A 13,306-nucleotide genomic window follows, 5' to 3' on the forward strand; every position below is an offset into this window, starting at 1 on the left:
CATGGAATGGAGGTGGTGCGGGTCAAGCCGAAACACGCAAAGGTGGATGCTAACCATGAAATAAGGGATTACCACTAATTTCCAAATGAAAAGAACGCATGGTGTCCCTGATGTCGTGACAAGGCCGGCATCGCTACACTGACCCCGTGGAAACCAAATGGCTTGAAGACTTCGCCAGCCTGGCCGAGACGCGCAGCTTCTCGCGCTCGGCCCAGCTGCGGCATGTGACGCAGCCGGCGTTCTCGCGCCGCATCCAGGCGCTCGAAGCCTGGGCGGGGATCGACCTCGTCGACCGCTCGTCCTATCCGACGCGGCTCACCTCCGCCGGACAGACGCTGCTGCCGCAGGCGCTGGAGATCCTGGGCTGCCTGCAGGCTGCGCGCAACCTGATGCGGGGCCACCAGACGTCGAGCCAGGACATGATCGAGTTCGCCGTGCCGCACTCGCTCGCGTTCACCTTCTTCCCGCACTGGGTGATGGAGCTGCGCCAGCGCTTCGGCGCGTTCAAGAGCCGCCTCGTCGGCATGAACGTGCACGACGCGGTGATGCAGCTCACCGAAGGCTCGTGCGACCTGCTGCTGGCCTACCACCACGCCTCGCAGCCACTGCAGCTCAACCCCGAACGCTACGAGATGCTCAGCCTCGGCACCGAAACCCTGGCGCCCTATGCGCGGGCCAATGCCGACGGCGACCCGCTGTTCCGCCTGCCGGGCCGGCCGCATGACAAGGTGCCCTATCTGGGCTACGCGACCGGGGCCTACCTCGGCCGCATGGTCGACCTGCTGCTCAAGCAGTCGAGCGAGGCGATCTACCTCGACCCGATCTACGAGACCGACATGGCCGAAGGGCTCAAGGCGATGGCGCTCGAAGGCCATGGACTGGCCTTCCTGCCCGCCAGCTCGGTACGCAAGGAAGTGAGCGCGCGCCGGCTGGTACCCGCCGGTCCTCGGCAGTCGGGTTCGGCCTTCGAGGTGACGATCGAGGTGCGCCTGTACCGCGAACGGCCCGAGGTGTCTCGCCACAACAAGCCCGCGGCGCAGGCATTGTGGGAATTCCTGCGTGTCTCCAAGCTGGGCGAGAATCGCGGGCTATGACGCTCGCCACCGCCCCCACCCTCCGGATTACCCGCCCCGACGACTGGCATCTGCACGTGCGCGACGGCGCCGCGATGGCGGCGGTCGTGCCGCACACCGCGCGCCAGTTCGGCCGGGCGATCATCATGCCCAACCTGCGTCCGCCAGTGACCACAGCCGCGCAGGCGGTGGCTTACCGCGAGCGCATCCAGGCCTGCGTGCCGGCCGGCGTCGACTTCACGCCGCTGATGACGCTGTACCTCACCGACATCACCCCGCCCGACGAGATTCGCCGCGCCAAGGATGCCGGTGTGGTCGCACTCAAGCTCTACCCGGCCGGTGCCACGACCAACAGCGACGCCGGTGTCACCGACATCCGCAAGACCCACGCGACGCTGGAGATGATGCAGCGCGAAGGCCTGCTGCTGCTGGTGCACGGCGAGGTCACGGATCCGGCGGTGGACGTGTTCGACCGCGAGGCCCGCTTCATCGAGCAGGTGATGGAGCCGCTGCGCGACGCCTTCCCTGAGCTGAAGATCTGCTTCGAGCACATCACGACCCGCGATGCCGCCCAGTACGTCGCCGAAGCCGGCCCGCACACCGCCGCGACCATCACCGCGCACCACCTGCTCTACAACCGCAACGCCCTCTTCACCGGCGGGCTGCGGCCGCACTACTACTGCCTGCCCGTGCTCAAGCGCGAGGAACACCGCCGCGCGCTGGTGGCCTCGGCCACCTCGGGCAGCCCGAAGTTCTTTCTCGGCACCGACAGTGCGCCCCACGCCGCCCACCTGAAGGAGCACGCCGCCGCCTGCGCCGGCTGCTACACCGCGCTGTCGGCGATCGAGCTGTATGCCGAAGCCTTCGAGCGCGCCGGCCACCTCGACCGCCTCGAAGGCTTCGCCAGCCACCACGGCCCGGACTTCTACGGCCTGCCGCGCAACGCCGGCACCGTCACCCTGCGCCGCGCGCCGTGGACGCTGCCGGAATCGCTGCCCTATGGCGATGCGGAACTCAAGCCGCTGTGCGGCTCAGAGACGCTGAGCTGGCGCCTCGTCGACTGACACCGCGGGTGCCGCCGCGACAGCGGGCGCCAGATGCTCTGCCAGCGCGGCGATCACACCGGCCAGGAGCACCAGAACCCCCAGCGCCACCTGCAGCGAGGTCGCCTGCGCCAGCCAGCCGATCACGGGTGGGCCGATCAGGAAACCGCTGTAGCCCAGCGTCGCCATCGCGGCGATGCCCTGTCCGGCGCCACGCCGCGAGCGCTGCGCCGCCGCGCTGAACACCAGCGGCGCCACGGTGCCGATGGCCAGCCCGGTCAGCGCGAACGCCGGTAGCGTCACCGCCAGACTGCCGCTGACCAGTGCCGCCGCCAATCCGACACCCGCCAGCGCGTTCAGCGTGCGCAGCATCGGCACCGCGCCCCAGTGCAGCACCAGCCGGTCACCCGCGAAGCGCATCGCCATCATGGCCAGCGCGAACACGCTGTAGCCCAGCGTGGCTTCGGCCTGCGTGGTGCCGAGCGCCCCATTCAGGTAGACCGCGCTCCAGTCGGCCATCGCACCCTCGATCAGGAAGGCTGCAAAGATGATCGCCCCCAGTCCCGCCAGCGCAGCCTCGGGCCGGGCCCAGCGCGGGGCCTCTTCCTCGGCGGCGTGGACCTCGCCGATGTGTCCGCCCAGCCAGTGACGCGCCCACAGCACGGCGCCGATCGCCGCCACCCCGACACCCGCCAGATGCCAGCCCGGCCAGACGCTCTGGTGCGCCAGCCAGCCGCCGAGCAAGGCACCGGCCAGCCCGCCCGCGCTCCACAAGCCATGCAGCGAGGACATGATCGGCCGCCCCACCCGCTGCTCCACCTCGACGGCCAGCGCGTTCATCGCCACATCCATCGCGCCGTTGGCGGCACCGAACAGCGCCAGCGCCAGACCCAGCGTCCAGCCATTCGGGGCCAGGGTCGGCAAGACCAGCAAGGCACCGTAGGCCAGCGAGACCCACAGCGTCACCCGCCGCGCGCCCCAGCGCTGCACGCCGTGGCCGGTCGGGCCGAAGGCGATCAGGCCGCCGATCGCCATGCACAGCAACGCCGAGCCGAGTTCGCCCTCGCTCAGGCCCAGCGGCGCGCGCACCGCCGGGATGCGCGACACCCAGCTCGCGAAGCCCATGCCGTTGGCGATGAACAGCAGCGCCACCGCCACCCGGGCCCGGACGACCTCAGGTGGGGTGACAGTAGATGGAATTGCGGTGGATTGCATGAATGGAACCGGTTTCATCGCCATAAAAGGTCCATTGTCCAGACGAACACCCCCTTGTTGCACTGGTGTAGAACCCTCAGATACGCTGTCAATCCGTCACCACCCCCACCCCGACGGTTACCAAGGATCCGCGCCATGAAACGCATCTTCCTGTTCCTGCTCACCAACCTGGCCGTGATGCTGGTGCTGGGCATCGCCTCCAGCGTGCTCGGCATCAACCGCTACCTCGATGCGCAGGGCCTCAATCTCGGCACGCTGCTGCTGTTCTCGTTGTTCATGGGCTTCACCGGCGCGGTCATCTCGCTGCTGATCAGCAAGCCCATGGCGAAGTGGAGCACCGGCGCGCAGGTCATCAACGGCTCGGGCGACCCGATGCACCGCTGGCTGGTCACCACCGTCGCGCGCTTCGCCGAGAAAGCTGGCATCGACATGCCTGAGGTGGCCGTCTACGACGGCGAACCCAATGCGTTCGCGACGGGCGCATTCCGCAACTCGGCGCTGGTGGCGGTGTCCACAGGCCTGCTCAACAGCATGAGCCGTGAGGAAGTCGAGGCTGTCGTCGGCCATGAAATCGCCCACGTCGCCAACGGCGACATGGTGACGATGACGCTCATCCAGGGCGTGCTGAACACCTTCGTCGTCTTCATTTCGCGCGTGGTTGGCTACGTCATCGACCGGATGATCCTGAAGAACAGCCGGGACGCCCCCGGCATCGGCTACCTGGCCACCACGGTGGTGATGGACCTGCTGCTGGGCGTGGTCGCGTCGATGATCGTCGCGTGGTTCTCGCGCCAGCGCGAGTTCCGCGCCGACGCCGGCGCCGCGCAGTTGATGGGCGACCGCCGCCCGATGGTGCACGCGCTGGCCCGTCTGGGTGGGCTGGAGCCGGGTGAACTGCCCAAGACCATGGCGGCGATGGGCATCTCGGGTCGCCCGAGCGGACTGATGGCGCTGTTCTCCAGCCACCCGCCGATCGAGGACCGGATCCGCGCCCTCCAGAACACGCCCTGAGCTGCGGCGCCCCAAGCGGGGCTTCAGGAATGCGCCTTGTTGGTCAGCGAAAATCAATGTAACTAAAAGTTACACGACTGCTGCCACAGGGAGGGCCATGAATTCCGTCATCGACCACCCGCTCCGCGGCCCATGGATCCGCGAAGCGTCACCGATGCGCCCGCGGTCGCCCGTGCTGCTCACCGCCTTGCAACAGCCGCGCATGGCCGGGCTGGACGCACTGCGCGCGCTCGCGGTCCTTCTGGTCATCGTCAACCACCTGGGCATGGACTGGATCGGACCCGTGATGGTCTTCGACGGTTCGGTGGGGGTCGAGCTGTTCTTCGTGATCAGCGGTTTCCTGATCACCTGGCTGCTGCTCGGCGAGCATGAGCATCATGGGCGCATTGCGCTGGGGGCCTTCTACCAGCGCCGCATCGCCCGGCTGCTGCCCGCCAGCCTGGCCTATCTGCTGGTCGGCATGGGGCTGCTGGCGCTGCGCAACCAGCCGATCCCTTGGAGCGCGGTGGTGTCGACGGTGTTCTACAGCACCAACTACTACCAGGCATTCACCGGCGCCGCGGCGCATTACCTGTCGCATTGCTGGTCGCTGGCGGTGGAGGAGCAGTTCTACTTCATCTGGCCCTTCCTGCTGGCCGCGCTGCTCCGCCGTGGCCACTCGCCACGCGTGGCGCTGGCGGTGTCGATTCCACTGGTCTGGAGCTACAAGGCGGTGCTGATCTTCGGTTTCGGTGTCGGCGAGGTCTACCTCTACCGTGCGCTGGAGACCCGCATGGACCAGCTCGCCGCGGGCTGCCTGCTCGCCGTGCTGCTGAAGACACCGCGCTGGCGGCGTTATTTCGAACAGCTTGCCCGCCAGCGCTGGCCGCTGCCGGTGCTGGTGGCGGGGCTGCTGCTGTCGACATCGCTGTTGCGGGACACAGGTGTCGTGGCGGACCAGCAGCTTTACGGCTTTGCGCTGGAGACAGTCCTGGTCTGCGCGCTGCTGCCACTGGTGCTGATCAAGGCCACGGGGCGCGGCACCACGGCCACCCTGCTCAACGCCCCGGCGCTGGTGCTGATCGGCCAGATCTCCTACGGCATGTACCTCTACCACCCCTTTGTCGTGCACCCGGTCCGCAACGCCATCGTGCGGCTGGGCGGCCCGCCGTCGCTGGGGATCCTGGCGGCCATCGCCGCACTCGTGGTGGTGGCGTGGGCCTCGTTCCAGTGGTTCGAGCAGCCGCTGCGGGAACGCCTGCGCCCTCGTCAGCGCAGGGTCAATAGCGACCGGCCACACCCGCCACGCGCAGGTACACATAGGCCGCCCACTCGATCAGTACCCGCGGCGCGAGCCCGGCCCAGCCCTGCGACTTGACGCGCTGGACAGTGATTTCCTCGGACTGGGCCAGCGCCCGGCCGATCTCCACCGCCAGATCCTGCGCGAAGGTCACGTCACGCACGATCATGTTCGCCTCCAGGTTGAGCAGCAGCGAAATGGGATCAATGTTCGAGCTGCCCACCGTCGCCCAGTGGTCGTCGACCAGCATCACCTTGGCGTGCAGGAAGGCCGGAACGTACTCGTAGATCTCGATGCCGTGGCGCATCAGCTCGTCGTACAGCACGCGGGCGGCCATCGCGGCGATGCGGAAATCCGGCTTGCCCTGCATCAGCAGGCGCACCTGCACGCCCCGCTGCGCCGCCTTGCACAGCGCGCGCCGGAACTCCTGGCCGGGGTAGAAATACGGGCAGATCAGCCAGATGCGGTGCCGTGCCGAGCGGATCGCGTCGACATAGGCCCGCTCGATGGTGCGGCGCTGGCGCAGGTTGTCGCGCACCACGAACGCGGCCTGCACCGGCGGCATCGCCTCGTCCAGCAGCGCCACCCGGTGGCCGCGGCGCGTCAACCGCATCTGGCGCATCAGGCCGCGCAGGCGCTGCACGGGGCGCTCGGTGTTCAGCAACGTGCGCATCTCCTGCTGCCAGTCGTGGCCGAACCAGGAGCGCGACCACATCGCCCGCACCGCCTGCTCCATCGGCGCCACCACCGGCCCGGTGGCGCGCACGGCAAAGTCCAGCCGCGGCAGCTCGGTGTGGCCATGGTTCAGGTCGACGTGGTCGTCGATGACGTTGATGCCGCCGACAAAACCCACCGCACCATCGACCACGCACAACTTCATGTGCAGCCGCCGCAACTGGCCCGGCTGCAGCCAGTGCGTCCAGCGTTCCAGCGGCCGGAACACCGTCACCGCGATGCCAGCGGCCTGCAGGCGCGGCACGATCGCGGCCAGATCGTCGTGTGCCCCGAACCCGTCGATCACGACCCGGACCCGCACGCCGCGCCGCGCCGCGCGCTCCAGCGCCACCGCGACCGCCATGGCCGCTGCGTCATCGTGGAAGATGTAGGTGGCGAGCCAGATCTCGTACCGCGCATTGCGGATCGCGCTGATCATGGCCGGGAACAGCGCCTCGCCGCCACGCAGCAGTTCCACCTCGTTGCCGCCCCGGAACACCGGCCGCGGCACGAGGTACCAGGACATCGGCTCGCCGTCCAGGTCCGCCCCCGGCGCGCTCACCGGATCGATGGGAACGGGGTCGCCGGGCTTCACGTCAGCTCCAGCTCCACCAGCAGCGGCAGGTGGTCGGACATGCGCGCCCAGGCGGGGCCACGCGGCACGCTCATGCTGTGGCAACGCATCCCGCGCGTATAGACCCTGTCCAGCGACAGCAGCGGCATGCGCGAGGGAAAGGTGCGCGGCGCGCGGCTGTGCGGCCCTGGCGGGTGGGCGCGCACGAGGCCGGCGAGGTGGAACACGGGGTCCAGCCGCTCGCCCCAGTCGTTGAAGTCACCGGCCACGACCAGCGGCGCGTGCGGCGCGATCTCGGCGCGGATGTAGGCGCCCAGCCGCTGCGCCTGCCGGACACGGCTGGCGTGGATCAGGCCGAAGTGCGCCACGATCGCGTGGATGTCCACCCCCCGCCAGCTCACCTTGACGTGCAGCAGCCCGCGCTGCTCGAAGCGGTGGTCAGAGACATCGTGGTGTTCCACATCGCCCAGCGGCCAGCGCGACAGCAGCGCGTTGCCGTGCTCGCCATCGCGGGTCACGGCGCTGGTCCGGTAAGCCGCGGCGTAGCCCTCGGGTGCCAGAAAATCGGCCTGCCCCTGCTCCGGCCAGCCAAACCAGGTGCGGTCGAAGTGCAGCGCGTCGCGGTGGTTGAACAGGCGCACCTCCTGCAGAAACACCAGATCGGCGTCCAGCGCCTCGACACCGAGGCCGAGGTTGTGGATCTCCAGCCGCTTGCGCGGACCCACGCCGCGCACGCCCTTGTGGATGTTGTAGGTCGCCACCCGCAGCCGCGGGCCGTCCAGCCCGCCCGGCAGGGTCATCGGGATCGTTGGGGTCATCAGGCGGTCAGTCCGGGCTGGCGGAGGGGCTGCGGCAAGTGTTGCGGCAGATGCAGGATCGCCTCGGCGTTGCTCGGCGAGAAACAGCGGTCGGCCGCCTCGCGCCACGGCAGCCAGACGTACCGCAGATGCTCGCGCGGCGCCAGCGTCACGGGCGTGCCGACAGGCACGGTCAGGCCGAACACATGTTCGGTGTTGTGCGTGACGCCGTCGGCGTAGCGGTGGCGCCAGACGGGGTAGATCTCGTAGACGTTGCGCAGCGACCAGTCGCGCAGCGCCTCATCGGGCACCTGCGCCGTTCCCACGCGGATCCCGGTTTCCTCGGCGACTTCGCGCCAGGCGGTCTCGCGCAGGGATTCTTCCGGCAGATCCTTCGAGCCGGTGACGCTCTGCCAGTAGCCGGGCTGGTCGGCGCGCTCGATCAGCAGCACCTGCAGGTCGGGCGTGTGGATGACCACGAGGACGGATTCGGGGATTTTCGGCGGGGGGCTGGTCATCATCCGCAAAGCATAGCGGCAATGTGGACGAAAAAAGGCGCGGAACTGGCCGCGCCTTTTGCTCAGGCCCGCGGTGTTCAGCCCTGCGTGCCCACCTGCGCACTCCGCAGCCGGATGTGCAACTCGCGCAACTGCTTGTCCTCGACCACCGACGGCGCGCCGGTCAGCAGGCACTGCGCCCGCTGCGTCTTCGGGAAGGCGATCACGTCGCGGATCGACTCGGCCTTGGTCATCAGCGTGACCAGGCGGTCCAGACCGAAGGCCAGACCACCGTGCGGGGGCGCACCGTACTGCAACGCATCCAGCAGGAAGCCGAACTTGAGCTGCGCGTCCTCCTTGCCGATGTTGAGCGCGCTGAACACCTTGCTCTGCACCTCGGCGCGGTGGATCCGGATCGAGCCGCCGCCGAGTTCCCAGCCGTTGAGCACCATGTCGTAGGCCTTGGCAATGCACTTGCCCGGGTCCGTGTCCATGTAGTCCTCGTGGCCGTCCTTCGGCGCCGTGAACGGGTGGTGCACCGCATTCCAGCGGTTCTCGTCCTCGTCGTGCTCGAACATCGGGAAGTCCACGACCCACAGCGGCGCCCAGCGGTCCTCGAACAGGCCCGTCTTCTTGCCGAACTCGCTGTGACCGACCTTCAGGCGCAGTGCGCCGATCGCATCGTTGACCACCTTGGCCTTGTCGGCACCAAAGAACAGCAAGTCACCATCCTGCGCACCGGTGCGGGCCAGGATGTCGGCGATCGCCTGGTCGTGCAGGTTCTTGACGATCGGCGACTGCAGGCCCTCGCGGCCCTTGGACACGTCGTTGACCTTGATCCAGGCCAAGCCCTTGGCACCGTAGATCTTGACGAAGTCGGTGTAGCCATCGATCTCGCCGCGGCTGATCGACGCACCACCGGGCACGCGCAGGGCAACGACACGGCCGCCCTTGGTGGTCGCCGGCGTCGAGAAGACCTTGAAGTCCACTGTCCCCATCACGTCGGTCAGCTCGGTGAATTCGAGCTTCACGCGCAGGTCAGGCTTGTCGGAGCCGAAGCGGTGCATCGTCTCGGCGTAGGCCATCACCGGGTAGTCGCCCAGCTCGACGCTCAGCGCCTTGCGGAAGACGTGGCGGATCATGCCTTCGAACATCGAACGGATCTCTTCTTCGTTCAGGAAGGAGGTTTCGATGTCGATCTGCGTGAATTCGGGCTGGCGGTCGGCGCGCAGATCCTCGTCACGGAAGCACTTGGTGATCTGGTAGTAGCGGTCGAAGCCGGCCACCATCAGCAACTGCTTGAACAGCTGCGGCGACTGCGGCAGGGCGAAGAAATGGCCGTCGTTGACGCGACTCGGCACGAGGTAGTCGCGCGCGCCTTCCGGGGTGGACTTGGTGAGCATCGGCGTCTCGATGTCCACGAAGCCCAGCTCGTCGAGGTACTTGCGCACTTCCATCGCCACTCGGTAGCGCAGCATCATGTTCTTCTGCATCGCCGGGCGGCGCAGGTCGAGCACGCGGTGCGTCAGGCGGGTCGTCTCGGACAGGTTGTCGTCGTCGATCTGGAACGGCGGCGTGACGCTCGGGTTCAGCACTTCCAGGTCGTGGCACAGGAGTTCGACCTTGCCGCTGACGAGGTTGGCGTTCTCGGTGCCGGCCGGGCGCGCGCGCACCAGACCGACCACCTTCAGGCAGAACTCGTTGCGCACGCCCTCAGCCACCTTGAACATCGCGGCGCGGTCCGGATCGCAGACGATCTGGACCAGTCCTTCGCGGTCACGCAGGTCGATGAAGATCACACCACCATGATCGCGGCGGCGGTGGGCCCAGCCCATGAGGGTGACGGTCTGGCCGGTCAGTGCTTCGCTGACCTGGCCTGCATAGCAGGTACGCATGGCGGTGGTGTCTTTCTTTGGATGCTCTGGATTCAATGGGGAGCCGCGGCAACGGCGACGGCCGGTGCGGCATGCACCGGCGGCGCGACCACGCCCATGGAAATGATGTACTTGAGCGCCTCGTCCACGCTCATCTCCAGCGCCCGCACATCCGAACGCGGGGCCATCAGGAAGAAGCCGGACGTGGGATTCGGCGTCGTCGGCACGTACAGGCTGACGAACTCGGTGTCGGCGGGCGTGCCCATGCGCTCGGCCACCTCGCCCGCGGGCTTGCCGGTGACAAAAGCGATCGTCCAGCAGTCGCGGCGCGGGTACTCGACCAGCACCGCCTCGCGGAATGCCTGCCCGCTGCTGGAGAACAGCGTGTCGGAGACCTGCTTGACCGAGGTGTAGATCGACTTGACGATCGGGATGTTCGACATCAACCGGTGCCACTGCCGCAGCCACCATTGGCCGACGAAGTTGGCGACGAACATGCCGGTCAGCAGCATCATCGTCAGCAGCGTCAGCACACCCAGCCCAGGGATCGACGCCAGCATCTCCAGCACGGTGTGGGCACTGGCCGGCAGCACGGCGGTAGCCGCGTCGAGCAGGGTCTGGAACACGCTGTTGAGCAGGCCCAGCACCCACGTCAGCACCCAGATGGTGATGGCCAGCGGGAGCCAGACAAGCAGGCCAGCGATGATGTATTTTCTCACGGGGGTGTCCGGTTCAGCTGGCAGCCGGGGTGGCTGGGGTCGCGGCAGCCGCGGGCGCAGCGGGTGCAGGCGCGGCGGGTGCATCCGCACCAGCAGGAGCGGCCGGCGCGGTCGGCCCGCCACGGAAATCGGTCTGATACCAGCCCGAGCCCTTGAGCTGGAACCCCGCAGCCGTCACCTGCTTGGTGAAGCTTTCGGCGCCACAGGCGGGACAGGTGGTGAGCACGGCGTCGGACATCTTCTGCAACACGTCCTTCGCGTGCCCGCAGGAGGAACAACGATAGGCGTAGATCGGCATCGCTAAACCCTTGATTCGAAACGAGAATTATAGAGGAGCCAGGCGGTGCGCCACCTGGACGGCCAGGGCGCCGAGCAGGAAGCCGACCGCCGCCCAACCAAAGGCCTGCAGCAGCCGGTTGGTGCGGCGCTGCTCGACCAGCAGGGCCTCCACCAGCTCGCGCGACGCACCGGGCGCGCTGGACACCGCCGTGGTGCGCGCCAGCAGCGCCTCGTGCAGCAACCGCGGCAGCTCGGGCAGGAAGTGGGCGTAACGCGGCGCCTCGTTCTTGAGCTGGCTGACCAGCGCGCGCCAGCCGATCTGCTCGTTCATCCAGCGTTCGAGGAAGGGCTTGGCCGTGCTCCACAGGTCCAGCTCCGGGTCGAGCTGGCGGCCGAGTCCCTCGACGTTCAGCAGCGTCTTCTGCAGCAGCACGAGCTGTGGCTGGATCTCGACATTGAAGCGCCGTGAGGTCTGGAACAGCCGCATCAGCACCTGGCCGAGCGAGATGTCCTTCAGTGGTCGGTCGAAATGCGGTTCGCAGACGGCGCGCACGGCGCCTTCGAGTTCGTCGGCGCGTGTACCCGCCGGCACCCAGCCGGACTCGATGTGCAGCTCGGCCACGCGCCGGTAGTCGCGGCGGAAGAAGGCGATGAAGTTCTGCGCCAGGTATTCCTTGTCGCGGGCGTCCAGCGTGCCGACGATGCCGAAATCCAGCGCGATGTAGCGCCCGAAGGTGGCCGGTGCGGTGGACACCATGATGTTGCCGGGGTGCATGTCGGCGTGGAAGAAACCGTCGCGGAACACCTGGGTGAAGAAGATCGTCACGCCGTCGCGGGCAAGCTTGGGGATGTCGACACCCGCAGCACGGAGCTGCTCGACCTGGCTGATCGGTGTGCCGACCATGCGCTCCATCACCAGCACGTCGCGGCTGATGTGGTCCCACACCATCTCGGGCACCAGCAACAGGTCCAGCCCGCCCATGTTGCGCCGCAGTTGCGCGGCGTTGGCGGCTTCGCGGCCGAGGTCCAGCTCGTCGTGCAGGTACTTGTCGAACTCGGCCACCACCTCGCGCGGACGCAGCCGGCGGCCATCCGCCGACAGCCGCTCCAGCCACGCCGCGCCCTTGCGCAGCAGGCCGAGATCGGCGTCGATCACCTCCAGCACGTTCGGCCGCAGCACCTTCACCGCCACCGCCCGCCCGTCGTGCAGCACCCCGAAATGCACCTGCGCGATCGACGCGCTGGCGACCGGATCGGCGTCAAATTGCGAAAACACCGCTTCGATGGGCTTGCCGAGCGATTGTTCGATGATCTGGCGGGCCTGCGCGCTCGGGAATGGCGGCACGCGGTCCTGCAGCTTGGCGAGTTCGTCGGCGATGTCGGGCGGCAGCAGGTCGCGCCGGGTGGACAGCACCTGCCCGAATTTGATGAAGATCGGTCCGAGTCGCTCGAAGGCCAGCCGCAGCCGCTCGCCACGCGGTGCGTCGAAGCGCCGACCGACCGACAGCACCCGCGCCAGCAGCCGCAAGCCCGGTTGCGGCGCCCGTGCGAGCGCCAGTTGGTCCAGCCCATGGCGCAGCAGCACCCACGCGATCAGGGCCAGCCGGGGCCAGTGCTTCATGCCGCGCCGCGCACGCGCTGCACGAACGCGCCAACGGCCTGCGCCAGCCCGCCGCCGAGCTGGCCGAGCACCCGGGCCGGGCCGTCACCGACCACGCGGGCGAGGTCGTCCTCGATGTCCCAGCGCAGGTTCTCGGCCAGCCAGCTCACCTCGGCGGCCAGCCCTGCATCGCCACGGATGTCCATCGGCGGACGCCCGGCCATGCCGCCGAACACCCAGCCCAGCAGCGCGGTGCCGTCGAGCGTGACCATCAGCGTCTGGTCATCGCCCACACCGACCGGCACGAGCAGCATGTCTTCGTCCAGATCAAGCAGGCCGGCCGGCGAGATGGACCACACCGCGCGCGGCGGCGGCGGCAGCATCGCCGGCCACTGGTGCCATTGCACGCCGATGGTGCGGCTGACCTGGCCGGACAGGCGCCGGGTAGCTTCGGGTTCGGCGCTCAGGACGTGGTTGAGCAGCAATGTGACGCGGCCGAGGGCCTCGCGGCCTAGGGGTTCGAGGAGGGCTTCAAACATCCGGCGATTGTAGGTGGCCGGTGAAATTGCTCGCTCCGGGCGGGCGCAGCAGCGCTGTTCATCGGGGGGTCAGCGGATTGGGGAGCGGGTTT

13 protein-coding genes are annotated in these 13,306 nt (G+C 68.2%); 4 read left to right on the forward strand and 9 right to left on the reverse strand.

All coding sequences use genetic code 11. The annotated features are described in order from the left end of the window. Positions 1 to 146: 146 nt before the first annotated feature. Positions 147 to 1,094, forward strand: coding sequence for a LysR substrate-binding domain-containing protein (locus RMP06_RS15540; protein ID WP_310462698.1), 948 nt, complete (start codon positions 147 to 149; stop codon positions 1,092 to 1,094). Next, on the forward strand, positions 1,091 to 2,137 hold the full coding sequence (gene pyrC, locus RMP06_RS15545; protein WP_310462699.1) for a dihydroorotase: 1,047 nt from the start codon (positions 1,091 to 1,093) through the stop codon (positions 2,135 to 2,137). The genes RMP06_RS15540 and pyrC overlap by 4 nt, the downstream gene beginning before the upstream one ends. On the opposite strand, the gene RMP06_RS15550 is transcribed toward pyrC, so the two are convergent. After that, complete coding sequence (locus RMP06_RS15550; RefSeq protein ID WP_310462700.1) at positions 2,105 to 3,331, reverse strand: MFS transporter; 1,227 nt, start codon at positions 3,329 to 3,331, stop codon at positions 2,105 to 2,107. The two genes, pyrC and RMP06_RS15550, sit on opposite strands and share 33 nt — an antisense overlap. 135 nt (positions 3,332 to 3,466) lie before the next feature. Here RMP06_RS15550 and htpX point away from each other — a divergent pair, with 135 nt between their 5' ends. Together htpX and RMP06_RS15560 are read left to right on the forward strand one after the other, a co-directional pair. Next, positions 3,467 to 4,342 (forward strand): protease HtpX, encoded by an 876-nt coding sequence (gene htpX / locus RMP06_RS15555; RefSeq protein ID WP_310462701.1) that lies wholly within the window; start codon positions 3,467 to 3,469, stop codon positions 4,340 to 4,342. Between the two features lie 97 nt (positions 4,343 to 4,439). Further along, entirely contained in the window at positions 4,440 to 5,699 is a 1,260-nt protein-coding gene (locus RMP06_RS15560) for an acyltransferase family protein (protein WP_310462702.1), read from the forward strand. Here the strand turns inward: RMP06_RS15560 and clsB are convergent. The 8 genes from clsB to RMP06_RS15600 form a co-directional block, all read right to left on the reverse strand. Then, complete coding sequence (gene clsB, locus RMP06_RS15565; RefSeq protein ID WP_310462703.1) at positions 5,602 to 6,930, reverse strand: cardiolipin synthase ClsB; 1,329 nt, start codon at positions 6,928 to 6,930, stop codon at positions 5,602 to 5,604. The two genes, RMP06_RS15560 and clsB, sit on opposite strands and share 98 nt — an antisense overlap. Beyond that, complete coding sequence (locus tag RMP06_RS15570) at positions 6,927 to 7,727, reverse strand: endonuclease/exonuclease/phosphatase family protein (RefSeq protein ID WP_310462704.1); 801 nt, start codon at positions 7,725 to 7,727, stop codon at positions 6,927 to 6,929. Before RMP06_RS15570 ends, clsB begins: the two co-directional genes overlap by 4 nt. Further along, a complete protein-coding gene (gene nudB / locus RMP06_RS15575; RefSeq protein WP_310462705.1) occupies positions 7,727 to 8,224 on the reverse strand; it encodes a dihydroneopterin triphosphate diphosphatase in 498 nt (165 codons plus the stop codon). The genes RMP06_RS15570 and nudB overlap by 1 nt, the downstream gene beginning before the upstream one ends. A 77-nt stretch (positions 8,225 to 8,301) precedes the next feature. Then, entirely contained in the window at positions 8,302 to 10,098 is a 1,797-nt protein-coding gene (aspS, locus tag RMP06_RS15580; RefSeq protein ID WP_310462706.1) for an aspartate--tRNA ligase, read from the reverse strand. 32 nt (positions 10,099 to 10,130) lie between these two features. Beyond that, positions 10,131 to 10,796 carry a DUF502 domain-containing protein gene (locus tag RMP06_RS15585; protein WP_310462707.1) on the reverse strand — a complete coding sequence of 222 codons (666 nt, stop codon included), beginning with the start codon at positions 10,794 to 10,796 and terminating at the stop codon, positions 10,131 to 10,133. Positions 10,797 to 10,809: 13 nt separating this feature from the next. Next, on the reverse strand, positions 10,810 to 11,094 hold the full coding sequence (locus RMP06_RS15590) for an FmdB family zinc ribbon protein (protein ID WP_310462708.1): 285 nt from the start codon (positions 11,092 to 11,094) through the stop codon (positions 10,810 to 10,812). Between the two features lie 27 nt (positions 11,095 to 11,121). Beyond that, complete coding sequence (ubiB, locus tag RMP06_RS15595) at positions 11,122 to 12,696, reverse strand: ubiquinone biosynthesis regulatory protein kinase UbiB (RefSeq protein WP_310462709.1); 1,575 nt, start codon at positions 12,694 to 12,696, stop codon at positions 11,122 to 11,124. Further along, positions 12,693 to 13,214: a hypothetical protein gene (locus RMP06_RS15600; RefSeq protein ID WP_310462710.1), complete on the reverse strand. Its 522-nt coding sequence runs from the start codon at positions 13,212 to 13,214 to the stop codon at positions 12,693 to 12,695. Before RMP06_RS15600 ends, ubiB begins: the two co-directional genes overlap by 4 nt. Positions 13,215 to 13,306 lie beyond the last annotated feature (92 nt).

This window comes from Sphaerotilus sp. (assembly GCF_031429695.1).
In the GTDB taxonomy this organism is placed as follows: domain Bacteria; phylum Pseudomonadota; class Gammaproteobacteria; order Burkholderiales; family Burkholderiaceae_C; genus Sphaerotilus.